The organism is Oceaniradius stylonematis (assembly GCF_965223445.1).
Lineage (GTDB): Bacteria > Pseudomonadota > Alphaproteobacteria > Rhizobiales > Rhizobiaceae > Roseitalea > Roseitalea stylonematis.
This window is the reverse complement of the sequence record NZ_OZ244994.1, coordinates 854,669-878,639: the sequence shown is the minus strand read 5'-3', so window position 1 is coordinate 878,639 and position 23,971 is coordinate 854,669. Positions and strand designations below refer to the sequence as shown.

Genomic DNA, 23,971 nt, shown 5'->3' with positions numbered 1-23,971 from the left:
ACGGTACGGACGGGTGGGAGGCAAGATGGACCATCACCACCTCAATGCGCATCACGATGCCGACATGGAGGGCGCGCCGCTGGACGAGGCGTTCACGCCGCGCCAGGAGGAGGTGCTCGAAGCGGCGCTTGGCCTTCTGGTGGAGGGCGGCGAGCGGGCGATCACCACCGCCGGCCTTGCGCGTGCGGCCAACTGCTCCAAGGAAAGCCTCTACAAATGGTTCGGCGACCGCGACGGGGTGCTGGCGGCGATGATCGCCTATCAGGCGTCCAAGGTGCGCGTTGCCGTCGGCGGTTCCGGCCCGCAGCGTCCCGCCGACACATACCGCGCCGACCTTGAAGGGTTCGGCGTCGATCTTCTGACGGTTCTGTCCGGACCGGCGTCGCTGGCGCTCAACCGGCTCGCCATAGGTCAGGCGAGCCGCGAGGGCTCCCGGCTCGGCGACCTTCTGGTGGCGCGGGGGCGCCGCGCCGTGTCGTCGCGCGCCAAGGTGCTGCTCGAAGCGGGCAGGCGCGCCGGCCATTTGCGGTTCGAGGACACCCTGGACGCGTTCGAGACGCTGTACGGGCTGATCCTGCGTGACATGCATGTGCGCCTGATGCTCGGTGAACATGTTCCCGCCACCAATTCCGACCGGGCCATGGCAACCCACGTCGCCAGGGCCGTCGACCAGTTCTTCCGCCTTTACGGGGCGGATGCGCAATCCTGACCCACACAAATCCAACGGAGACAATCATGCGTGTGTATTACGACCGCGATGCGGATCTGAACCTGATCAAGGGCAAGAAGGTGCTGATCGTCGGCTACGGATCGCAGGGCCGCGCCCATGCGATGAACCTCAAGGATTCGGGCGCCGAGAACGTCCGCATCGCCCTGCGCGAAGGCTCGACGACGGCGCTCAAGGCCGAAGCCGACGGTTTCGCCGTCATGAACGTTGCCGAAGGCGCGGCCTGGGCCGACCTGATGATGATGGCAACGCCGGACGAACTGCAGGCCGACATCTACAAGGACCATATCGCGCCCAACATCCGCGACGGCGCGGCAATCGCCTTCGCGCACGGGCTGAACGTGCATTTCGGCCTGATCGAACCCAAATCGAGCGTCGACGTGCTGATGGTCGCGCCCAAGGGTCCGGGCCACACGGTGCGCGGCGAATACATGAAGGGCGGCGGCGTGCCGTGCCTCATCGCCGTTCATCAGGACGCGTCGGGCAATGCGCACGACATGGCGCTGTCCTATGCATGCGGCGTCGGCGGCGGCCGCTCGGGCGTCATCGAGACCAACTTCAAGGAAGAGTGCGAGACCGATCTGTTCGGCGAGCAGGTCGTGCTGTGCGGCGGTCTGGTCGAACTGATCCGCGCCGGTTTCGAAACGCTGGTCGAGGCCGGCTACGCGCCGGAAATGGCCTATTTCGAGTGCCTGCACGAAGTGAAGCTGATCGTCGACCTGATCTATGAAGGCGGCATCGCCAACATGAACTATTCGATCTCCAACACCGCCGAATGGGGCGAATATGTCTCAGGTCCGCGCATCATCACCGAGGAGACCAAGGCGGAGATGAAGCGGGTGCTGACCGACATTCAGACCGGCAAGTTCACCTCCGAGTGGATGCAGGAGTACCGGTCGGGCGCGGCGCGCTTCAAGGGCATCCGCCGGGTCAATGACGGGCACCAGATTGAGGAAGTGGGCGAAAAGCTGCGCGGCATGATGCCGTGGATCAAGTCGAACGCGCTTGTCGACAAGGAAAAGAACTGACGGCAGGCGAATGGTGAATCGGCAAACGGCGGACAGAGGTTCGCCGTTCGTCGCCCGGATGTGACTCACCCCGCATCGAAGCCCCGGAACCGGTCGATCAGCCGTTGTGTGTCTTCATCGGTCCAGCCCTTAGGGCGCGTGACGGCGACCCAGGCGGGGATATAGTCCTCGGCGATGTATTTGTGGCCGTGGCCGCGTTCGATGTTCAGCGACAAGGCCATGTCGAGCGCAAGCTGGAACAGGGTGACGAACGGGTACCATCTGAGCTCGGGCGAGACGTCGGGCGCTGGTTCTTCGTCCATCCAGACCGGCCGGCGCAGCGCCGACAACGGATCGAAGAAGACGATCGGGTCGCTGCCATACTGCAGAAAGACGATCCGCACCGGACCCCATCGGTGCGCGGCATCGTCCAGCACGTCCGTGTCCTGATTGACGAAGCGGACCACTTCGCCGTCATTGACCTGCGGCAGCCAGTAGGGGCTGTCGGGCGCGCGGGCGCGGGTTATGCGGCCCCACAGCCCGCTGGCAAAGGGCGGGCCGGCCCACAGCGCACCGTCGATCGGCGCTGCCATCAGTGTCAGCAGATCGACCGAGGACTGGGAGACGAGCGCGCCCTGGCTGAGCCCGTGCAGGTAGAGTTCCGGGCGGCGGTCTTCGGGCAGTGAACGCCAGTGCCGGTAGACGCGGTCGAACAGGGTCTGTGCCTGGTCGAGGCCGGCATCGGTCTCGAAGACCAGCGAGATCCAGCTTGTCAGATAGGAATATTGCACCGCAACGGTGGCGATGTCGCCATCGTGCATGATCTCCAGCGGATCGTGCGAGCCCGCATCGAGCCAGCCCGAGCCGACAGGCATGGCGATCACCAGCACCTTGCGCTCGAAGGCGCCGGTGCGCAGCATCTCGGCAAAGGCGATCTCGGTGCGCTCCGCCGGCGTTGGCGCCGAGTTGCGGCCGACATAGACGCGGATGGGCTCCTTGGCAGGCCGGCCGGTGAAGGCGCTGATCGCATCGGCATCCGGACCGGTTGCGGCGAAGTTGCGGCCCCAGCGGCCCATATCGTTCCAGTCGATGAGCGATACGGGCCCTCCCGATGCCAGTTCGGCCTCGGGCCGGGCGATGTCGGGATCGAAAAGGGCCGAGGCCTGGCCATAGGCATCGTCGGCAAACGCCAGAAAACGCTGGATCACGAAGCCGTCGATCAGCGCCCAGGCGACATAGGCGGCGAGCGCCAGACCCAACAGATTGGCGAGCCGAACGGGAATCACCCGCCGCAACTGGCGGCGCAGCGTGTCCATCAGCAACTGGAACGCCCAGCCGGCGATCCACAGCGGCGTGAAGACGATCAGCGCGATCAGCGCGACATAGGCGGGATGGGCCGCATCGACGGGCGCCATGCCGACCCGGGCACGGATCGAATTCTGCCAGTCCACCACCTCCAACAGGAAGTACAGCGCAAGGCCGACGGCGACGACCAGCGCCAGCGCATTGAGCACGCGGCCGAGCCTGTCGCGGGCGAGGGGCAGTTCGACATAGCGCCACAGCAACAGCCCGAACTGACCGAGCCCGTAGCCAAGTGCCATCACCACGCCGCCGAGCACGCCCTGCAGCACATAATCGCGCGGGATCAGCGACGGCGTCAGCGAAAAGGCGAAGAAGACGATGCCGACGGCGAGCGCGAACACCGACAGGGTTGGCCGGCGGCTGGCGGGATGGTCATCTGGTGTCGAACTGGCGTGCATCGGGCCGGTCTTGCTGGCCGGTTGGCCCACTTGTCGGGTTGGCGTGCGCCCTTCATAGTCGGCGGGCCGGCTTGCGCGCAAGGCGCGGCCTGCCGGCTGCGATCTTCCCGCAATGATGGTCCGAAGGCACCAGAGATGACGATCATTTTCGCCATGGCGCGGTTTGCCCTTGCCGGCATCGCCGTGTGGCTGTCGCTTGGCGGCGATGCGCTGGCGCAGGATGTTGCCACACCGTTCGGACTGACGCCGCTGGAATGGCGTTTCACCGAGGCGCTGGCGCTGATCACGCTGGCCTGCCTGTTCGTGCCGCTGTCGCGCCGGCTGGGCCTGGGCACGGTGATCGGCTATCTGCTGTCGGGCATCACGGCGGGCGTCGCGCTGACCCTGTCGTTTACCGAGGACCCGCAGGCGTTGTTGCGCTTTGCCGAGTTCGGGGTTGTGCTGTTCCTGTTCGTCATCGGGCTCGAATTCCGGCCGGCGCGGCTGTGGGCGATGCGCGGCACCATTTTCGGGCGGGGCCTTGTCCAGCTTGCGGCGACCAGCACGGCACTTTTCCTCGTCGTCTACGCCTATGGGCTGGACCTCACCGCGGCGATCATTGTCGGTCTCGGGCTGGGCCTGTCGTCGACGGCGCTGGTGGTCAAGGCGCTCGACGAAGCCGGCGACCGGCAACGCCCTTCGGCCAGACGACGATCGGCGTGCTCCTGTTCGAGGACCTGTCGATCGTGCCGCTCCTTTTGCTGGTTGCGCTGCTGGCGCCCGTCGCCGGCGCCGAGGCGACCGCTGCGTCCAATATCACCGCCGTCCTGACCGGCATCGCCGCCATCGTGCTCCTGATCGGCGTGGCGCGCTACGCGCTCGATCCGATGTTCAACGTGCTGGCGCGGACGCGCGCGCCCGAACTGATGACCGCCGCAGCCCTCGGCGTCGTCATCTTCGCATCTCTCATCATGGCGCTTGCCGGCTTGTCCTATGCGATGGGCGCGTTCATTGCCGGCGTGCTGCTGGCCGAATCCTCCTATCGCCACCAGGTCGAGGCCGACATCGAACCGTTCCGGGGGCTGTTTCTGGGCCTGTTCTTCGTTGCGGTCGGCATGTCGCTGGACCTGTCGGCGGTGGCGCGCAACTGGCTTTTGATCGTTTTGGCGGTGCCGGTGCTGGTTACGGTCAAGGGCGTTGTCGTCTATCTGGTCAACCGGCTGTTCGGCACCGAGCACGACAAGGCGATGCGGCTCGGCTTTGCGCTGGCCCAGCACGGCGAATTCGGCTTCGTCCTGTTTGCGGCGGCGGCGTCCGCACAGGTGATCGACGCGGAACTGGCGGCGGTGATGGTCTCCATCGTCACCATTTCGATGGCGCTGTCCTCGCAGAACGAGCGGCTGCTGGCGTGGCTGCAGCCGCCCGCCAAGACCGCCACCATGGACGAGGATTTCGCCGATGCGGGCGGTACCGCGCTGATCATCGGCTTTGGCCGGTTCGGCCAGATGGTGGCGCAGCCGCTGCTCGTCCGGAACGTGCCGCTGACCTATCTGGACAGCGATGCGGACCGGGTGCGTGAGGCGGGCCGGTTCGGCACGCGCGTCTATTTCGGCGACGGGGCGCGGCGCGATGTGCTGGCCGCCGCCGGCGCCGGTTCTGCGGAACTGATCGCCATATGCACCAACGGGCAGGGCGCGACCGATGCGATCGCCGATCTTGTCATGCGCGAGTTTCCCCAGGCGCGGCTGATCGTGCGGGCCTATGACCGCATTCACGCGATCCAGCTGCTCGACCGCGGCGTCGATGATGTGGTCCGCGAGACGGCTGCGTCGGGGATGGAGATGGGCGCCCGCGCGTTGGCGCTGCTTGGCCACGATGCGGAGGCGCGGGTACAGGCCGTGCGTACGGCGCGCGAGCGCGACCGGGCGCGGCTCGAGCGGCAAAGGCAGGCGGTGGGCGGCGCGCGCGACCGCGAGGCCGCGATCGGCCGCATCCTGCCGCAGCCGGTGCGCCGCGCAGACGAGAACGGTTCGACGGATCGCGCGCCGCCGGATTGAGAAGAGCGACAACGGCAAAAAGCCGCCGGCAGGGTGCCGGCGGCTCGGAAATGCGTTTGCGCCTCGTGTCTTATTCGGCGGGGACAGCGGCGGCTGGTGCGGCCCGGTCGGTGGTGATCAGCTTGCCCGACAGGCGGAAGAAGGTCCGGATCGTCAGCACCTGCAGCGCAACCAGCGGCGCGTAGGCAATGAAGTAGCCGATCGAGAACTTGTCCATCACGCCCAGACCGACAAGGCCGGGATTGATCACAAAGTTTGCGAAGACGAACAGCGCGACGCCGGGGCAGATCAGCGCGAACGAGCCGGGCGACTTGGCAGGGCCCGAGACGTAGGTCTCGAAATAGCGCGTGCGCTTCATCACCGCGTAGCCCAGAACACCGAACAGGATCTGGATGGCAAACAGCGTGGTCAGGAAGGCGAAACGGTCGCCGGCCAGCCACTCGACGCCGAAATTGTGGTCGAGCGCCATGTTCATGCGGTAGAGCGCGATGCCGACGACGGTGACGAACGGGATGATGATCCACAGCGTCGGAACCGTCTCCGGATTGGCCGTGTTCTCGAGCATCGAACGGAAGCCCATGACGAGGAACATCGCTCCGAAGATGATCGCGGCGACGACGAAGAAGCTCGCGCCCATGAAGCCGATCACCGAGACGATCTGGTTGTGGCTCATGGCCGCAGCCGCCGAAAAGCCGACGCCGACCATGGCGAAGGCGAAGACCGACAGCATCTGTGAAAGCGAGTTGTTCTTGGCGCAGTCGAACCCGCCCTCGACGATCATCTGCGTCATGAAGCCGGAAAACAGTTTGAGCGCGTAGACGCCGATCGCCGCAAAGCCCAAAAGCGCGAACGGGAACAGGAGTTCGGCGCGTTCCCAAAGACCGGGCACGAACACGGCGCCGACGATGAATCCGACATTGATGCCCATCGCATAGGTCAGCGGCGCGGCCATGATGGACGAGCCGGTGTTGGTGCGGCGCATGGTGATGGCCGCTTCCGACGGATGCCAGTCGCGGAACCGGACGACGTTCCAGATCAGCAGGCGCACATAGAGCGCGGTGAAGACGGCGATGCCGGCCACGCCGACGGCGATCAGCGCCTTCATCGCCAGCGTGCCGTCACTGAAGGCGGCGAGCAGCGTGGTGAAAGACGGGATGGGCTGGCCGGCATGCGGCGTCATCCACATCAGATACATGAAGAAGGAAACGGCAAGGCCGCCTGCGCCCAGCGCCGCCAGGAAGTAGAGCGGCTGCCAGGCCGGAGCCGGTTGGGATGATGCGTTCGACATCGGTGAACCTCCATTGGAATATGGGATATCTTTTATATTGATGATCATTTATATAATTGATCGAGATCAAGCCGCAAGTGCTGTTGTGCCGCTGCGCCGGCCGCAACGATCATGCTAAGGCCCGCCCATGCTGGTACGGCTTGATTCGACGCAATTGACCGTGACGGAAGCGCCGCTGGCATTCGCCGAGCGCCATGCGGACGCGATCGCCGCCCATTGGAACCGGCGGGTCGCCGCGCAACCACGCCTTTGGAACGGGCCGCAATTCCTGTTCACCGATGTCAGGGTCCATGGCGGCGTTCTGCACGGCACGGCGCACCGTACCGATTATGCCGCCTTCCTTTTCTGGCGCGATCATCGGCGCGATGGCAGCGCGGTGCACATCACAGGCGCTTCGCTGGGCGTGACCACAGATGGCGCGATCATCGCCGCGCGCATGGCCGACCATACGGCCAATGCCGGCCAGATCTATTTTCCCGCCGGCTCGCTCGATCCCGGCGATGTCGCAGGCGGCCGGATCGACATCACCGGCAACATCCGCCGCGAGCTGGCCGAGGAGACCGGGCTTGAACCGCCGCTGGCCGATTTCGATCCGGCGATGGTCGCTGCGTCCATCGATCATGCCTGGTATGTGGCGCGGCGCTGCCGGCTTGCGCTGAGCTTTGCCGAATGCGAAGCGCGGGTGCGTGCCCATCAGGCGGCGACCGGCGACGACGAGCTGGCCGAGCTCATCGCCATCCGATCGCGCGACGATACCGACCGGCTGCGTCCCTATGCGCGGGCGCTGGCCCTGTGGCACTTTGACGATGTGGAGAGGGGAGAGGGGCGATGAGCCTTGCCTATGCGGTCTACGACGTGTTCACCGACCAGCGCTTTGCGGGCAATCCGCTGGCGGTCGTGTTCGACGCCGACATGCTCGACGACGCGGCGATGGCTGCGATCGCGCGCGAATTCAACCTGTCGGAGACGATCTTCTTTTCCGCCGCCGTCAGCCGGACGCACACAGCGGCGGCGCGCATCTTCATGCCGGGCGGCGAGTTGCCGTTCGCCGGCCATCCGACCGTCGGCGGAGCGATCGCGCTGGCCGAGCGCGATGGCGGGCCCGATGACCGGCTGATGGTGATCGAGGAAGCCATAGGCCCGGTGCGCGTGGCGCTGCATGGCGGCGAGGTGCCCTATGCCGAATTCGACCTGCCGCGCCTGCCCGAGGCGCAGCAGGCGGTCCTGGACGAGGGCGCGGTGGCGGTTGCGCTGGGCCTGGCACCCAGTGACATCGGGTTCGAGAACCACCGCGTCAGCCAGTGGAGCGCGGGCAATCCCTTCCTGTGCGTGCCGCTCGCCGGGCTCGACGCGATGGCGCGGGCCCGGTTCGACATGGCCGCCTGGCTCGCCCACTTTCCCGGCCAGGACCCGCTCGACGTCATCTGTCCCTATCTGTACTGCCGGGACACGGTCACCCACGATGCGGCCTTCCACGCGCGCATGTTCGGGCCCCATCACGGCATACCGGAAGACCCGGCAACCGGCTCGGCGGCGGCCGCGTTCGCCGGCGCCGTCCACCATTTCGACGGGCTTGCCGAAGGGCCGAACGCGCTGTGGATCGAGCAGGGCGTCGAGATGGGCCGGCCGTCGCGCATCAGGCTGGAGATCACCGGACGCGACGGCGCGATCGATGCGGCGCGCATCGGCGGCCATGCCGTCAAGGTGGCCGAAGGACGGCTGACGGTTTGACGGGGGCTGACCGGGCCTGTTGGTGCGGACCTGCGGCGGGCCGCGCTCCCTTTACACAGCCCGGCCACGGGCCTAGATAACGCTCCGGCCGGGTGTGTAGCTCAGATGGTAGAGCAGCTGACTCTTAATCAGCGGGTCCAGGGTTCGAGTCCCTGCTCACCCACCATTCCCCGACCGTGACAGGCCGTTTACCGCCGCAGAGGCCGTTTGAGCACTCTTGGAATCCGGAACATCAGCGGATGATCCCGGTCGGCGGCGTCTGATTTTTCTACGGGTCCGGCCGGCGTCGCGCTGCCGGCGGCGGATGCCGGCAGGTCGGCGAACCGGCCCTGGCGCGCCATCTCGAACGTGCGTTCCACCAGATCCGCGAAGCCCCCGCCATGCATGGCCGACAGAAAACCGAGCGTCAGCGCGGCGCTGCCGCCGAACGACCAGCTGCAATCGTCGAAATGGCACCCGGTGATTTCCGGCGGCTGCCCGCCCGAATAGACCATCTCGCAACCGGTGAAGCGGCAATTGCGGAACGCAGCGCCATCGAGATCGATGCGCGCATTGTTGAAGCTCCGGCCTTCATGGACGGTCATGGCCTCAATCTCCCCCTGAACGGGCGGCGAGGGCGCCCGATGCCGCCGTGAAACCGGCCAGAGACACGGTCAGCGCGATCGGCTCGCGCTTGACCGACTGCATGGCAACCGTCATCGACCGGCCGGCTTTCATGGCATCGACAAGCGCGGCGGGCAGCGGGACGGACGCATAGACGCCGCCGGCATCGCTGGTCTGGATGAGGGCCGTCACCGGCGCGCCGCCGTCGACCCGCAGCGCGATGCCGCCGGGCAGATAAAGCCCGTGCGGCAGCCGGACGAGCGCGGTCAGGCCGGCGGCGCCATCGGCGGGCCGAACGATCATCGTCATGACATGCTGGCCCGTGCCGTCGGCGGTCAGAGTCTGGGCCATCTGGCATCGCGACGCCCGGTTGCCAGGGTCGGCGCACTGCACGACCCAGTCGCCATGCGGTTCGGCGAGCGTCTGTGCGTTGGCCTGTGCCTGCGGCCACAGGGCAAAAAGAAGCGCAACCGCGGTATTGTGGGCGAGGCGGTTGCGGCCAGTCATGGCTGTGTTTCCTGTGTGCACGGCAGTCTCATCCTTCGCCGTCGGACGTGTCGGCGCCGGCATCCTCTATCGGCAACCGGTGTGGGTCCTGTCCAGCCCGACCGACTGCACGTTTGGCCTGCACATAGTCGATTCAGCGTCCATAGGTTGTTTTTGGGGCCTTTCACTGAACGCATTCGGTCGTTTTTCTCAAAAAGGCTGTGTCGAAATGGCAACAATCGGAAGAATAGAGTTTTCAAACGCATGGCGTACAAGCGCAACATCAGTTAACGATTTCCCAGGGGAAAGTGTCTTGCTGGCCCGGCCAAGTCTGCATTGAAGAATTCCAATGCCGCCAAGGACCTAGCAAGGCAGGTCTGCGCAAGGCAGGCGGGCTAACAATGGCTGTGCGGATCGACGCGATTCCGCGATGAGCTATGGGCCCTGGTTGGGGGTGGACAGGATGTTGCATGTTGGTCGGGCTGGCGCCTTCGGTTTCGACGTGGCGGAGTCGCAGCACCTTCATGTTCCCGAAGCAGTCCGGCACAGGCTTGCAGCGACGGCTTCGCTGACGGCGCTCGCGGTCGCAGCCGGTATCGGCGACACATTGGCTTCGGGATTGCTGGACGGTCTTGATCCGACGTCCGGAGATGCATCCATCCAATCCGCCGGTGCCCAGCCGGCCATGGTGCCGGTCGGGACAGACGCGACGCACGACTATTTTCTCGATTCACCTTCCGGCAGTGCGACGATCGACCAGCGGATCGGGGCCGCGTTCAGCGACGACCGCGATGCCGACGTCGGTACGGCCGCCGCCGGTCCGTCCGGGCACGATACCGAGACTTACGCGCTGACGGCCGGCGAGCGCATTCTCAACGCGTTCGGCGCGGGGCCCGACCCGCTGTCGGTCGGCCCCAAATGGGGCCCCTATATCGATTTCATCGCCAGGCCGGGGACGCCCACATCGACGGGCACGGTCGATCTTTTCGTGCCGGTCGCGCAGGCCGACGACTGGCTGGTCTTTCTCAATGCGCGCGGCACGCTGACCAGCGAGCCCTCGCAGGAAGCGGGGCTGGGCGGCGGCGTGCGCCATATCGTGCCCGATTTCATCTTCGGCCAGGACACGATCCTGGGCGTTTACGGCTTCGTCGATTTCCGCAATTCGAGCAATGGCAACAGCTTCGTCCAGGGCACGGTCGGCGCCGAACTGATCACCGAGCGGTTCGAGGTGCGCATCAACGGCTATCTGCCGGGCTCGCGCACCTACACGGTTGCCGGAACGACCACCAGCGGCATCACCTTGCAGGGCACCAATGTGGTGCTGACGGGCACCTCGCGGCAGGAGCAGGCGCTTCCCGGCTTCGATGTTGAGGCCGGCCTGCGTTTCGAGCTCGATCCCGACACGACGTTCCGGGTCAATGCCGGCTATTACCGGTTCGCGCGCGGCGGCACCAGGGTCGAGGGCGGGCTGGCCCGCGCCGAACTGCAGTTCGACGATCCGTTCGGCTTCGACGGCGCCAGCCTGAGCATTGGCGGCGAACTTCGCAACGACAATTACAACGGCACGCACGGCAATGCGACGCTGCGCTTCCGCATGCCGCTGGGCATATCGCGCAATGGCGGCGACGAGGGCGCGGGTTTCGGCGACATCGACGATCTGATGGTGCGGCCGGTGCAGCGCTTCGACAATGTCGTGGCGCCGGAAGTGGACGGGCCGGTCGAGGACATGGGACCGGTGACCGACGCGGCGACCGGCCAGACGTTGCAGGTCTTCCATGTGGCGCAGACCGCCCAGGGCACGGGCGATTGTTCGAGCGTCCAGAATGCCTGTACCTTCACCGTCGCGCAGTCGCTGGCCGGTGCGGGCGACACGTTCGTCGCCGTCGATGTCGCTGGCGACATCGCATCGGCCTTTGCGCTGAACGCGGCCAACCAGCGGGTCGTCGGCGCAGGAGACACGGGCACGGTAAGCGTGCCGCTGACCGATGCGCTGCAGTCGGTGCTGACGCTGGGCGGGCTTGGCGGCCGGCCGACGGTGGCGAGCGTCGATTTCGGCGCCAATGCCGACCCCTTCGTGCGCGGCATCGCCACCAACGGGGCGGCTGGCATCGGCGGCAACGGTTTCACCGGTATCGCCACCATCGACGACGTGCGCAGCACCAATGGCGGTCTGGCGTTCCAGAACACGGGCGCGACGATCAACGTCTCCAATTCGATGTTCGATGGCGGCGCGGGCATCGGGGTTGCGCTGACCAATCTCACCGGCACGTTCTCGATGACCGGCAGCACGGTCACGAGCGCCGGCGGCGGGTTCCGCATCGAGGGCGGCAACGGCGCGATCAGCCATGACGGCGCGGTCACCCAGACAGGTGCCGCCAGCGCCATCGACATCCGCAACCGGACGGGCGGCACCGTCACCTTCGGCGGCCCGGTCACCGCAAACACAGGCACGGCGACCGGCATCAATCTCCAGAACAATGCCGGCACGATCGCCTTTACCGGCAATCTCGATATCGACACGACCACCGGCACGGGCATCGACCTGAACGGCAACACGGCGCCGGTCAGTTTCGGCGCCATGACGCAGGTGGATGTGGCGGGCGCAGGCACGGGCGTCGATTTCCAGGGCACGACCGGCGGCGCCGTGACCTTCGCCGATCTCGACATCGCGCTCTCCGGTGCCAATGGCACCGCGTTCGACCTCAATGGCGCAATGATAAACGCCAATGTGACGGCCACCGATTTCGATGTGACATCGACCACCGCCGTCGGCACGACCGGCGTCGATCTGTCCGGCACGTCGGGCACCGGCACCGTCCAGCTGGGCGACAGCAATGTCGCGGGCCAGAGCGCATCGATCGCCGGCTTCAATGTCGGCGTGCAGTTCAGCGCCGCGTCCAACGCAACCTTCATTTTCGGCGATGGCGAAAGCCCGACCGACCAGGGCTCGACGATTGCCGGAACCACCGCGATCGCCAACGGTTCGGCGGTGACGAACGGCTCTTACGATTTCGACGATGTGATCTTCACCGGCACGCTCGATTTCAACGCTGCCGGCGGCAACGGCCTCGTCTTCGTCGCCGCGACGGCCACCGGCGACGGCTCGGGTTCGGACGTCAACAACCGCGCCAATGTCATCACCGCCGACGCGATCATCACCGCCAACACGACATTCGTGCTGATCAATGACGGCGCTGCGATCGACGATGTCGACGGCTTCACGCTGCACAATAACCAGACGATGGCCTCGTTCGGCAACGGCCGCACCTTCGCCTCCAGCGGCCTGATCATTCCGGCCAACTTCACCGGCGTGCCCGGCGCTGGGGCCGTTATCAACGATCCGACCGGCAACGGCGCGGCCACGCTGACCAACACCGGCGCCGGCGACACGCTGACCGCGCTGGGCGCGGTGACGACCCAGGATTTCATCATCGAGAACACGGCCGGCGGCGACGGGCTGGCCGGCACCGGTGCCATCGGCATCACATCCACCGGCCTGACGATCCGCAACATCACCGGCGGCCAGGGCATCGATCTGGACAATGTCACCGGCACGGTCACGTTCAACAACACGACGGTCGCGACGACAGCGGGCAACGGTGTCGACCTGCTCAACACCACGGCCAATTTCACCGGCGGGCTTGATGTGACGACCGCAGACGGTATCGGCTTCAATGCCACCGGTGGCGGCACGGTTGGTGTCGCCAATGCGGGTACGGAGCGGCTTGTCGCCACGGGGACGGGTACGGCGCTCAATCTCGATGGTGTGACGGTTGCGGCCGGCGGCATCAATTTCGATCAGGCGACGACGGCGGGCACCTCGACCGGCAGCGGCATCGACATCAATGACGCAATGGGCGGCGCGATCACGCTGGCCAGCGTCAACATCGACGGTACGGCGGTCACCGCCGGCCTCGACATCTCGGGCAATGCCCGCACGTCCAATGTCGTGGTCTCGGGCGGCACGATCGCCAACGGCGCGCGGATCAACGGCACCGGCGCGGGCACCGTCCAGATCGACGCCAACATCTCCGAGAACGCCGGTTACGCGGTGCAGGTCACCAACCGCAACGGCGCGTCAGGCGCGATCACGGTGGGCGGCACGGTGACCAGCGCCACCGGCGCGGTCTCGCTGCAAAACAACACCGGCGGCGATGTCACCTTCAACGGCACGATCACAGGGACCGGATCGAACAATGCCGGGGCGATCAACATCGATGCCACCACCGGCGGCACCGCGACATTCGCCGGGCTTGTCGACATCGATGTGACCGGCGCGGGCACCGGCGTGTCCATCGCCAATTCCAATGCGGGCGGCACCTTCGATTTCACCGGCGGGCTGGATATCGACTCCGTCAACGGGACCGGCTTCGAGGCCTTGAGCGGCACGATCTCCGTGGCCGCGACCGGCGGCGACGAGAGCGTGACGACGACCGCCGGCCAGGCCATCAATCTCAACGGCGCGACCATCGGCGCCGCCGGCGTCAGTTTCGACAATCTGTCGTCGGCCAACAGCGCCGGGCGCGGCGTCAATCTGGATACGATCGCCGGCACCTTCACGGTCACCGGCACGACATCGGTCACCGGTTCGACGACCCAGGGCGTGCGTGCGGTCAATTCCACCGCGGCGGTCAATCTGGGCACTCTGAATGTGAGCGGCACCACGGGCACCGCGGTGCTGATCGAGAACAATGGCGGCGGTTCTTTCACCGCCACCGGCGGCACGGTGACCAAGGGCGGAACCGGCGAGGCGCTTGACATCAATGGCGGCGCGATGACCGTCAATTTCGGCGCCAACATCAGCCACACCTCCAATGGCGGCGACGCGGTCTCGATCCGGGGCGGCACGACCGGCAACATCACCGTGTCGGGCACGATCGCCAACACGACCGGCGGACGCGCGATCGACATCAACACCGTGACAGGCGGCACGGTCAGCTTCACCGGCGCGACCATTACCGATACCATCGGCATACAGATCGCCAACGTGGCCGCTGGCGCCAACGTCGCCTTTTCCGCCGGAACAACGGTCACCCTGAATAGTCCCGCCAATACCGGCATCAACCTGTCGGACAATGTCGGTGCGATCGCCTTCAACGGCGCGGTCGACATCAACAATGCCGGCGCCGGCGGCATTGCGCTGGTCAACGCCAATGCCAATGTCAGTTTCGGCCAGGTCGATATCGAGATGGCAGCCGGGGCTGCGAACGCCGATGCGATCTCGATCGCCGGAACGCCGGGCACGGTGACCTTCGGTGTCACCACGATCACCAATGTGGGCGCCGCAGCAGGCCAGAAGGGCATCGATTTTTCAACGGCGACGCTGGGCGGCACGGTCAGTTTCCAATCCGTCGCCATTTCGGGACCCGACACGTCGACCAGTTCCATCGGCGTCGATCTGACCGGCGTGCTGGGCAACCAGATCGTCAATCTGGGCAGCCAGATCGACCCGGCCGGCGGCCCGTCCAGTTCGATCACCGACCTGCATCGCGGCGTGGTCATCGACAACACGGCCGCGGTCCAGTTCACCTTCGGCGACGGCGAGAGCGGCAGCGACACCGGATCGTCGATCAACGTCAACGGCCAGGCCGGCGCCTTCACCGTCGATGTGGGCGGCGGCACGCTGGCGGCTTCCAGCTTCGATTTCAACGATGTGATGTTCGGCGCCGGCGACAGCGCCAACCTGCCCGGCGCGGCTGGGTCGGCGGTGTTCGTCAGCCAGACGGGCGGCGTGATCGCCGCCGGCACGCACGGGCTCAACGTTTCGACCGGCGGCGGCCTGAACACGATCACGGTCGCTGCGGCAGAAGCGCTTGCCGATGCGGACCAGACGTTCGTGTTTGTCGCGCACACGGCTGGAGGGACGATCGATGTCACCGGCGGCGGCGCGGACGGTTTCACGCTGAAGGACGGCCAGTCGCTCGACGGCTTCGACGATGGCCGCGTGATCGCGTTCGGCACCACGCAGCCGGCCAATGTCGAGGGCAATCTGGGCGCCACCGGCGGCACTGTCACGCAGAATACGGTCATCGCCAGCAACTCCAATGGCGGAGCGACCTCGATCGTCGCGACGGCGGCAGGTGCAGGCAATTCGACCATCCGCAACACGGTGTTCGACGGGGTGGGTCTGGGCGCCGGCGATGCGGCGATCTCGGTCAATGGCGCCGCCAATGCGGTGACCATCAACAATGTCGAGATCACCAATATCGGCGCCGGCGCCACGGGCGTGCTGCTCAACAACAATGCCGGCGGCGTCGCGCTGACCGATGTCGATCTGACCAACCAGGTTGCGGCCAATGCCGGCACCGCGCTCGGCATCGATGCGGGCGGTGCCTCGACGGCGGCGATCACGGTTGACGCTGCGTCCGACATAGACGGCACGACGGGCACGGTCGTCTCGATCGGCGCGGGCGCGCGCAATGTCACGTTCAACGCGGCCATCAACGCGGCGAACAACGTCGACAATGTGATCGACATTGCCAGCCAATCGGGCGGCGCCATCCAGTTCGGCGCGGTGACATCGGCCAATGCGACCGGTGAGAGCGTTATCGAAGTGACTGCCCACAGCGCTGGCACGCTCACCTTCGGCAATGTGGCGATCACCGGCTTCGGCAATGGCGGCACGGACACTGCGATCGAGCTGACCGGCCCCGGCGGCAGCACCGGTTCGGTGACATTTGCCGACCTCGACGTCGCCACGGCCAACGGCGCGGGACTTACCGCCAGCGGCGCAGGACTGTCCGTGTCTGCGACCTCCGGCGACTTCAACATCACCGGTGGCCCGGCGGTCAATTTGAGCAGCGTTCGGGCGCTCAATTTCGCCCTGACCTCGATCACGGCCAATGGCAGCGGCACCGTCGCCGACGGGGTCGTGCTTTTCAATCTTGCCGCCAACTCGAGCTTCGCCGTCACGGGCACGACCACGATCGACAATTACACCGATGCCGGCATCCAGATCACGAACCTGGGCAGCAACAATCAGGACATCGATTTCGCCGCCACCGACATCAACCGGACGGCGGCCCAGGCAACCGGTCGCGGCATCGTGATCGACAGCATCGGCGGCACCGGCGTCGATATCGATTTCGGCGCCACCCGGATAGGGCTGGGCGGAACCACCACGACGCTCGGCGTTCTCGTCAGCGGTGTCGGGGCGGGCGCGACCGGTTTCGGCACCGATTTCGCGTCGCTGACCACAAACCAGGCCCGGACCGGCTTCTGGGTGGACAATGTGGATATTGCCGGCGCCGCGGTCGGCGTGACGGGCACAACGACCATCGACAATGCGGTGCTGGACGGCATCCGGATCGAGAATTCGGCCGGCAATGTCACATTCGGCGGCACGACGACAATCAACAACGCCGTCGGCTTCGATGGCGACGGCGTCGATCTGGGCACCAGCGCAGGCGGCTTCAACACCGGCACCTACACGTTCAACGGCGTCGACATCACCGTGAACGGCGTTGGTGCGTTCGGCTTCCGCGCCACCAATTCAGGCACGGTGACGATCAACGATCCGGGCGGCACCAACCAGATCACCTCCAACAACGGCACGGCGGTGTTCATCAACCCGACCGTGACCAACATCACGCTGCGCAACGTGACGTCCACCAACAGCACCGATTCAGGCGTCGAGATCGATCTGGGCAGCGCCGGGTCCACCTTCACGGTCACCGGCACAACGACCATCACCAACTCGACCAACGCCGGCATTCACGTCAACGCGTCCGACGGCACGATCAGCTTCGGCAACACTGTCATCGACAACACCGGCACAGCCGGCGGCGGTGTCCAGATCGACGGTGCCGGTAATCGGACAGTCAGCTTTACCGGCGGTCTCGACATCGACACGACGACCGGCACCGGCTTCAGCGCTGACGGTTCCGGCGGCTCGCTGACGCTCAACGTCGCCAATGCCGGCACCGAGACGATCAACACGACCACGGGCCAGATCTTGAACCTCAATCAGGTCACAATCGGCACCGGGGTCAATTTCGACACGTTGCAGAACAGCGGCTCGGTGGCGGGCGACGCGATCTTCTTGTCGGATGTGGATGGCGGCGCTTTGAGCGGCGGTGCGGTGACCAGCGCCGGGACGACCGGTGGCGGCACGCGCGACGCCATCGAGATAACCGGAGGTTCGACCTCCAATATGAGCTTTGCATCGGCGACGATCGACAATGCAAGCGGAATAGGCATCAGAATTCTCGATCCGGCGGGAACCGTAACCTTCACAACCGTGGACATCGACGGCGGTGCGTTCGGTCTTTTTGTCGGCGAAACCGGTGGCTTCGCGCCGACAGGCACGGTTAACATCAATGGCGGCACATTCGGCGCAACCGCCACTCAGTCAAATAGCGCTCTTCTCATCAATGGTGGCGACACCACCGTCAATATCGCCGCGAACGTGACCCATAGCGGCGCTTCTGGCGCCGGCGCGAACGTGATCAACCGCAGTGGCGGTAATGTCACCATTAGCGGTTCAGTGACGACGACGGGAACGAGCAGTGGGATCAGCGCCGGCAGCAACACTGCCGGCACCGTCGATTTCCAGGGCAACCTGAACCTGTCCGGTGCCAATGCCGCGATTTCGGTCGCAGCCAACACCGCAGGCACCTATACCTTCTCGGGCGCCAGCAAGGTGGTCAACAGGACCGGTGCGACCGGCGCGGCCGGCGCGGCCGTGGCGGTTGGAGACAATGGCACGTCGACCATCAATTTCACCAATGGCGGACTGGCCATCACGACGACCGTCGGCAGGGCGTTCCGGGCGGCCGGCGGCGGCACTGTCAATGTCTCGGGCCTGGGCAACACGATCCAGACGACGAGCGGAATGGCCATCGGCGGCTATTTCAATGCTGCGCTCAACGCCACATTCGCCAGCGTGAACGTGAGTGCCATCAGCGGCGATCGCGCCATCGACCTGCAAACCGTCTCCGGAAGTCTGACCGTTCAAGGCGGCACGATCACGAATACGGGCAACTTCCAGGCCATCAGGATTGGTTCTGCCGGGTCGAACACCAGCGGCGGCAACGCGACGATCAACATCGCAACGAACGTCAACTCGTCCGGCGCGACCGGTCTGGCCGCCGAAGTGGCCGAACTGACGGGCGGTTCGGTCACGCTTTCGGGCAATTTCACCGACAACAACGCCACTGGGGGCGGCCTGCTTGTCAGCGGCATCAACAATGGTACGGCCGCGACGGTGACCTTTTCGGGCACCACCAAGCAGGTCAATACGGTCACGAACGCGGGTGTCGTCGTCACCGGCAATACCAACGGCACGGTCAATTTCACCAATGGCGCGCTGGATATCGACACCACTTCCGGCACGGGTTTCAGCGCCACCGGCGGCGGCACGGTGACGGTTCAGGATGCCGGCAACACAGTGAATTCGACGGGCGGGACGAGCATCACGATCTCCGGGACGACGATCGGCGCGGCGGGCGTGACGTTCCAGAGCGTGACCCAAAATGGCGGAACCAACGCCATCGTGCTGAACAATACGGGTGCGGGCGGGTTTACGGTGACGGGAACGGGCACCACGGACGGGTCCGGCGGCACGATCCAGAACGTGACGGGCAACGCCATTCAGCTCGCCAATGCCAGCAATGTCGATCTGCGCAACATGAACCTGACCAATGTGGCAACGACGCAAGGCGCGGGTTCAACCGTGTTCGGCGGCAATATCGCGAACTACAATGCGGGAGTGAAGCTGAACAACGTTGCCAATCTGACGCTCAACAATCTCGATATCAATGGCAACAACAATGCCGGTCAGGTGGGCATTTCCGGTCAATCTGTTTCCGGGTTGACGATCACCGATACGACCGTCGAGGCCTTCGGCAATGCGGCTGGAGAGGACAACATCCAGTTCCAGGGCCTGACGGGCACTGTGACCATCACCAACCTCATCAACCGGGATACGGGCAGCGATCTGTTTGCCATCGACAATACCGGCGATGGGGGAACCGCCGCCGGTGGCAACCTGACCATGACGGTGACCGGATCGACCTTCCAGGAAACACTGGTTGGCGTAGGAGCGGGTGGTCTCCGCGTGAACACAAGCAATGCCGGAACGACGAATGTCTCGGTCAACACGTCCATATTCGGCAACGGCACAGCGTCGGGGGCTGCCGGCGGTCTGCAGGGCACCGGCCTGGAACTGGACGTCGGTCGTGGCCATGTCGGCACGCTGACCGTCGAGGACAGCACGTTCAATGGCATGAATGTCGCAATCTCCGGTACCCTGGATTCAGATGGCGTCGGCGCCGGGCCACAGCTTACGGTCAACATCCGCGATGGCGCCGATGCGGGAGGGGCTGGCAACACCATTACCGGCATCCGCTCCAATGCGATCAACCTGTTCACCAACGGCACGCTTGGGCCCGGTGTCGGCACACTCCGCGCCACGATCACCGACAACACGATCGGCACGCTCGGGACGGCCGGGTCGGGATCGCAACTGGGCAGCGGCATCCGTGTCGGCAACGAGGGCGGCAGCACCATGACCGTCAACATCAACAACAACACGATTCAGGAGATCGCAAGTTTTGAAGGCGTGTCCGCCTCTAACAACGTGATGGCGGGAACCAGCAACATCACCATCACCAACAACGTCTTCAGGGAACATGACTTCGACCGGCCGATCCAGGTTGCCAACACAATTGCAGGCGGTACAACATGCTCCAATATTTCCGGTAATTCATTCTCCGGAACAATTGATGGAGCACCCTTTGGTGCAGGTTCCCGCATCATTCGAGTTCGACAGACTGCAGGTACGCATAACTCTGTTCAGACAAGCGGTGCCAATATACAGGCTGTGAATGGCGGAACCGGTATTGTAACGGTTACTGGCACAATCAACTTCGGCAGTGCTGCCTGCACATTGCCATAGGCACAACGATCTGCTCGAGCATCAGCGGCATGCCTTCTTCGGCACAATCCGAGGCGATACGCCGTTCAACGCCACAACCGGCGTCATGCGCCTGCGGCAGACCGCCGGCACGATCAGTTTCGGTGTGGCACCCTGTGCGCTGCCATAGGCCGTAGAGGCCGACACGGACCGTAGGCCAACACGCCGGCTCCGCCCCGTGTCATCCTGGCGCCGGCGGGCGCCTTGCCTTGTCGACGCCTGAAAGCTCGGCAATGCGAGACGCTCGTGGTCGCGGTGTATCCGCGTTGGCCGGCATCCCCCGCAGGGTGCGTTGCACCTTCCGATAGAAGAGTGTTCCGATACCCGGCAAAGGCGACAAGTCATTGCAGTGCAACAAATAATCTTCAAATATTTCATTGACAGTAAGGGCGATTGTCATGCAGCCTTCAAAAAAGACAGCCAGTAAAAAATGACATAATGCTGACAAGTAGGCTTGGCTGACCAGTTGCGCCGAGGGGTTTCCGAATGTCCGAACCGTTCCTTGCCGAAGTTCGCATCATGGCGTTCAACTTTGCGCCTCGAGGCTGGGCTTTCTGCGACGGGCAGATCCTGCCGATCAACCAGAACCAGTCGCTCTATTCGCTTCTGGGCACCACCTATGGCGGCGACGGGCGGACGAGCTTTGCGCTGCCCGACATGCGCGGACGCACGCCGATGCATACCGGCCGCTCCAATGGCGGCCAGTTCCACACCGAGGGGCAGAAGAGCGGTGAGGAAACCCACGCGCTTGCGGCCAACGAGATGCCGCAACACACGCACAATGTTGAGGCGTCGTCGACCGACGGAAACTCGATCAACACGACCGGCGCCGTTCTCGCGCGAGAGGTCGGCGGGCCATACTCCGCGTCGGCGAGCAATCTGGCAAACCTGCGATCCGGCACCATCGCAAACGTGGGCGGCGGCCAGTCGCACGAAAACATGCAGCCCTACATCGCCGTCAATTTCTGCATCGCCCTGCAGGGCCTGTTTCCCTCGCGCAACTGATCGGCGCCAGTACGTTACCAAGGGCTTGGGAGGGCCGCGAACATGTCCGAACCTTTCGTCGGAGAAATCCGGATGTTTGCGGGCAATTTTGCCCCGCGCGGCTGGGCGTTTTGCGATGGCCAGCTTTTGGCCGTGTCGCAGAACGATGCGCTGTTCTCGCTTCTGGGCACCATCTATGGCGGCGACGGCCGCACCACCTTCGGCCTGCCGGACATGCGCGGTCGTTTGCCGATCCACGCCGGTCAGGGGCCGGGCCTGTCCGAACGGCGCCTGGGCGCGAAGGGCGGCGCCGAGAAGGTCACGCTTACGGTCAACCAACTGCCAAGCCATACCCACCCCGAGCAGGGAACGACCAGCAACGCCAACTTGCCCGATCCTTCCGGCAACCGACTTGGCACCAGTACGGTGCTCGAACCTTTCAGCGCGACAGAGGCGCTTGACGTGAACATGGCCGCGACGGCGGTCTCCCGGACCGGTGGGAGCCAATCGCACACGAATCTGATGCCGTATCTGTGCGTCCATTTCATCATCGCGCTGTTCGGCATCTATCCGAGCCGGCACTGAGGGAGACGCACCATGTCCGAACCGTTCACCGCCGAGATTCGCATCTTTGCCGGCAATTTCGCGCCGCGCGGCTGGGCGTTCTGCAACGGCCAGCTGCTGCCGATTTCGCAGAACACGGCCCTGTTTTCGCTGATCGGCACCACCTATGGCGGTGACGGTCGGTCGACGACCGCACTGCCGAACATGCAAGGGCGTGCGCCGATGCATCCCGGCCGCGGGCCGGGGCTGACATCGCGGCGCCTGGGCCAGCGCGGCGGCACCGAGATGGTGACGCTGAGCGAAGCGCAAATGCCCAACCACAACCACACGATGCGCGCGTCGGGCGAAAATGGTGAACAGGGCACGCTGGCGGCCAATGTTGCCTTGGCAAGGTCAAGGGGCGGTTCGCTTTACCAGTCGAACACATCGGCAAATCTCGTGCCGATGGCGGCGCTGCCAAATGCCGGCGGCAGTCAGGCCCACAACAATTTGCAGCCCTTTCTGGTGATGAACTTCATCATCGCGCTGGTCGGGCTTTACCCGTCGCGCGGCTAGCCGACCGACAAGACGGACATCAGGGAGCGCGACCATGAGCGACGCCGAACGCACCGAAATCGACCTTGAAGACGAAACCGGCCTGCCGGCCGCTGGCGAACTGGAAGAGACGCCGTTCGCCGAACTGTCGCGGCTGATGGTGGTCGGGCTCGACGTCAATCAGGGCAACAAGCCCATGTGGACCGCGCAGACCGCGCCGAACGGGCCGTGGAGCGGCACATGGGCGACGATCAACGATAACGCCTATATCGTGCTCGGCACCGGCTCGACCACCGATGGCCGTGTGGCTTTTGTCGCGCAGACCAAGGATGCGCCGCTTGCGGTGCACTATATCGACGAGGCGCCGCAGGGGCCCGGCGGCGCCGAGCGCTGGAACGCGCCTGTGAGCCTTGGCATGCCGGACGGGCTTGCCGGGTTTCATGTGCTCGCGATGACGCGCGATGCCGACGGGCGGATCGAGATTTTCGGTGTCGACGATTCCGGCGGCAATGTCTGGTGGATCTATCAGAACCCGCCCAAGATCGTCGACAAGACCGAGCAGATCACGCCGCCCGGCGCCACCGAGCCGATCACCGTGCATGTCAAGGTGGCCGAGCCGCCCGACCAGCCTTGGAGCGCGTGGATTCCATTGCCCGGTGAGCACGTCTCGTCCATCGCCGTCACCAACAATGCCGATGGCCGCGTCATGGTGATCGGGCTGGGGCAGGATCCCAAGGATCGCGCGGTCTATGTCAACCAGCAAAAGACCGGCACCGCGCTGGCGGCCGGCGACTGGACCGGCTGGGTCCGGATCGATGACGCGATGAGCGGCGGCGCCGGTTCGGTGCCGACCGCCGTTCTCGACCGGCAGGGCGCGGTCAACATCTTCATGGTCGGCAATCTGGCCGAAGTGGTGCAGATCCGGCAGGATCCTCCCGGTGGTGAGGGCTGGAGCGAATGGGTGCGGCCCGGCATGACGGGCGGCGTCATCTTCAATGTCACCTCGGCGATCGACGGTGACGGGCACATTTCGCTGATGGCCGTCGGCGAACATGCGCAGCTCTATTACAAGCAGCAGGTCGATTCGCTGCTGCAGCAATGGACGGCCTGGGAGCAGGTCGGCAAGGTCGAGGATTTCGGCCTGATGGACATGGATTACAATGCCGATGGCCGGCTGACCTATTTCCAGGGCATGAGCAAGACCAACAGCCTGAAGATCGTCACGCAGTTCGTCACCGATTCGACAAGCTGGTCCGCCGGCTGGTCGATGCTCGCCGACAATGGCATCTTCACCTATGGCGTCGTGCGCGACCTGACACCCCCCGAGACGAGCTGA

Annotated in this window: 15 protein-coding genes and 1 tRNA gene; 12 read left to right on the top strand and 4 right to left on the bottom strand. The window is 65.1% G+C overall.

The window, feature by feature from the left end; translation table 11 throughout:
- The first annotated feature begins 25 nt into the window (after window positions 1–25).
- Both ACOQOU_RS04365 and ilvC read left to right on the top strand, forming a co-directional pair.
- Window positions 26–709, top strand: coding sequence for a TetR/AcrR family transcriptional regulator C-terminal domain-containing protein (locus ACOQOU_RS04365; RefSeq protein ID WP_420578842.1), 684 nt, complete (start codon window positions 26–28; stop codon window positions 707–709).
- A 26-nt stretch (window positions 710–735) separates the two neighbouring features.
- Complete coding sequence (ilvC, locus tag ACOQOU_RS04360) at window positions 736–1,755, top strand: ketol-acid reductoisomerase (protein WP_306025735.1); 1,020 nt, start codon at window positions 736–738, stop codon at window positions 1,753–1,755.
- 65 nt (window positions 1,756–1,820) lie between these two features.
- On the opposite strand, the gene ACOQOU_RS04355 is transcribed toward ilvC, so the two are convergent.
- A complete protein-coding gene (locus ACOQOU_RS04355) occupies window positions 1,821–3,494 on the bottom strand; it encodes an alpha/beta hydrolase (RefSeq protein ID WP_306025736.1) in 1,674 nt (557 codons plus the stop codon).
- A 135-nt stretch (window positions 3,495–3,629) separates the two neighbouring features.
- On the opposite strand from ACOQOU_RS04355, the gene ACOQOU_RS04350 reads away from it, so the two are divergent.
- Complete coding sequence (locus ACOQOU_RS04350; protein WP_420578841.1) at window positions 3,630–4,304, top strand: cation:proton antiporter; 675 nt, start codon at window positions 3,630–3,632, stop codon at window positions 4,302–4,304.
- A complete protein-coding gene (locus ACOQOU_RS04345; RefSeq protein ID WP_420578840.1) occupies window positions 4,193–5,530 on the top strand; it encodes a cation:proton antiporter in 1,338 nt (445 codons plus the stop codon). The genes ACOQOU_RS04350 and ACOQOU_RS04345 overlap by 112 nt, the downstream gene beginning before the upstream one ends.
- Before the next feature lie 70 nt (window positions 5,531–5,600).
- On the opposite strand, the gene ACOQOU_RS04340 is transcribed toward ACOQOU_RS04345, so the two are convergent.
- Window positions 5,601–6,818: a TsoY family (seleno)protein gene (locus ACOQOU_RS04340; RefSeq protein WP_109766366.1), complete on the bottom strand. Its 1,218-nt coding sequence runs from the start codon at window positions 6,816–6,818 to the stop codon at window positions 5,601–5,603.
- 127 nt (window positions 6,819–6,945) lie between these two features.
- Here ACOQOU_RS04340 and ACOQOU_RS04335 point away from each other — a divergent pair, with 127 nt between their 5' ends.
- The 3 genes from ACOQOU_RS04335 (at window position 6,946) to ACOQOU_RS04325 (ending at window position 8,715) form a co-directional block, all read left to right on the top strand.
- On the top strand, window positions 6,946–7,650 hold the full coding sequence (locus tag ACOQOU_RS04335; RefSeq protein WP_306025738.1) for an NUDIX hydrolase: 705 nt from the start codon (window positions 6,946–6,948) through the stop codon (window positions 7,648–7,650).
- Window positions 7,647–8,549 carry a PhzF family phenazine biosynthesis protein gene (locus ACOQOU_RS04330; protein ID WP_306025739.1) on the top strand — a complete coding sequence of 301 codons (903 nt, stop codon included), beginning with the start codon at window positions 7,647–7,649 and terminating at the stop codon, window positions 8,547–8,549. The genes ACOQOU_RS04335 and ACOQOU_RS04330 overlap by 4 nt, the downstream gene beginning before the upstream one ends.
- 90 nt (window positions 8,550–8,639) lie before the next feature.
- Window positions 8,640–8,715, top strand: a tRNA-Lys gene (locus tag ACOQOU_RS04325).
- Window positions 8,716–8,737: 22 nt separating this feature from the next.
- On the opposite strand, the gene ACOQOU_RS04320 is transcribed toward ACOQOU_RS04325, so the two are convergent.
- Both ACOQOU_RS04320 and ACOQOU_RS04315 read right to left on the bottom strand, forming a co-directional pair.
- Window positions 8,738–9,133: a hypothetical protein gene (locus tag ACOQOU_RS04320; protein WP_306025740.1), complete on the bottom strand. Its 396-nt coding sequence runs from the start codon at window positions 9,131–9,133 to the stop codon at window positions 8,738–8,740.
- 4 nt (window positions 9,134–9,137) lie between these two features.
- Entirely contained in the window at window positions 9,138–9,659 is a 522-nt protein-coding gene (locus ACOQOU_RS04315) for an invasion associated locus B family protein (RefSeq protein WP_158585276.1), read from the bottom strand.
- A 442-nt stretch (window positions 9,660–10,101) separates the two neighbouring features.
- Here ACOQOU_RS04315 and ACOQOU_RS04310 point away from each other — a divergent pair, with 442 nt between their 5' ends.
- From ACOQOU_RS04310 to ACOQOU_RS04290, 5 genes are all read left to right on the top strand, one after another.
- Complete coding sequence (locus ACOQOU_RS04310; RefSeq protein WP_306025741.1) at window positions 10,102–20,535, top strand: inverse autotransporter beta domain-containing protein; 10,434 nt, start codon at window positions 10,102–10,104, stop codon at window positions 20,533–20,535.
- A 504-nt stretch (window positions 20,536–21,039) separates the two neighbouring features.
- Window positions 21,040–21,558: a phage tail protein gene (locus ACOQOU_RS04305; RefSeq protein ID WP_306025742.1), complete on the top strand. Its 519-nt coding sequence runs from the start codon at window positions 21,040–21,042 to the stop codon at window positions 21,556–21,558.
- A 42-nt stretch (window positions 21,559–21,600) separates the two neighbouring features.
- On the top strand, window positions 21,601–22,122 hold the full coding sequence (locus ACOQOU_RS04300) for a phage tail protein (RefSeq protein WP_306025743.1): 522 nt from the start codon (window positions 21,601–21,603) through the stop codon (window positions 22,120–22,122).
- A 12-nt stretch (window positions 22,123–22,134) separates the two neighbouring features.
- Window positions 22,135–22,656, top strand: coding sequence for a phage tail protein (locus ACOQOU_RS04295; RefSeq protein ID WP_109766358.1), 522 nt, complete (start codon window positions 22,135–22,137; stop codon window positions 22,654–22,656).
- Window positions 22,657–22,690: 34 nt separating this feature from the next.
- Window positions 22,691–23,971, top strand: a complete 1,281-nt coding sequence (locus tag ACOQOU_RS04290) for a hypothetical protein (RefSeq protein ID WP_306025744.1) — start codon at window positions 22,691–22,693, stop codon at window positions 23,969–23,971.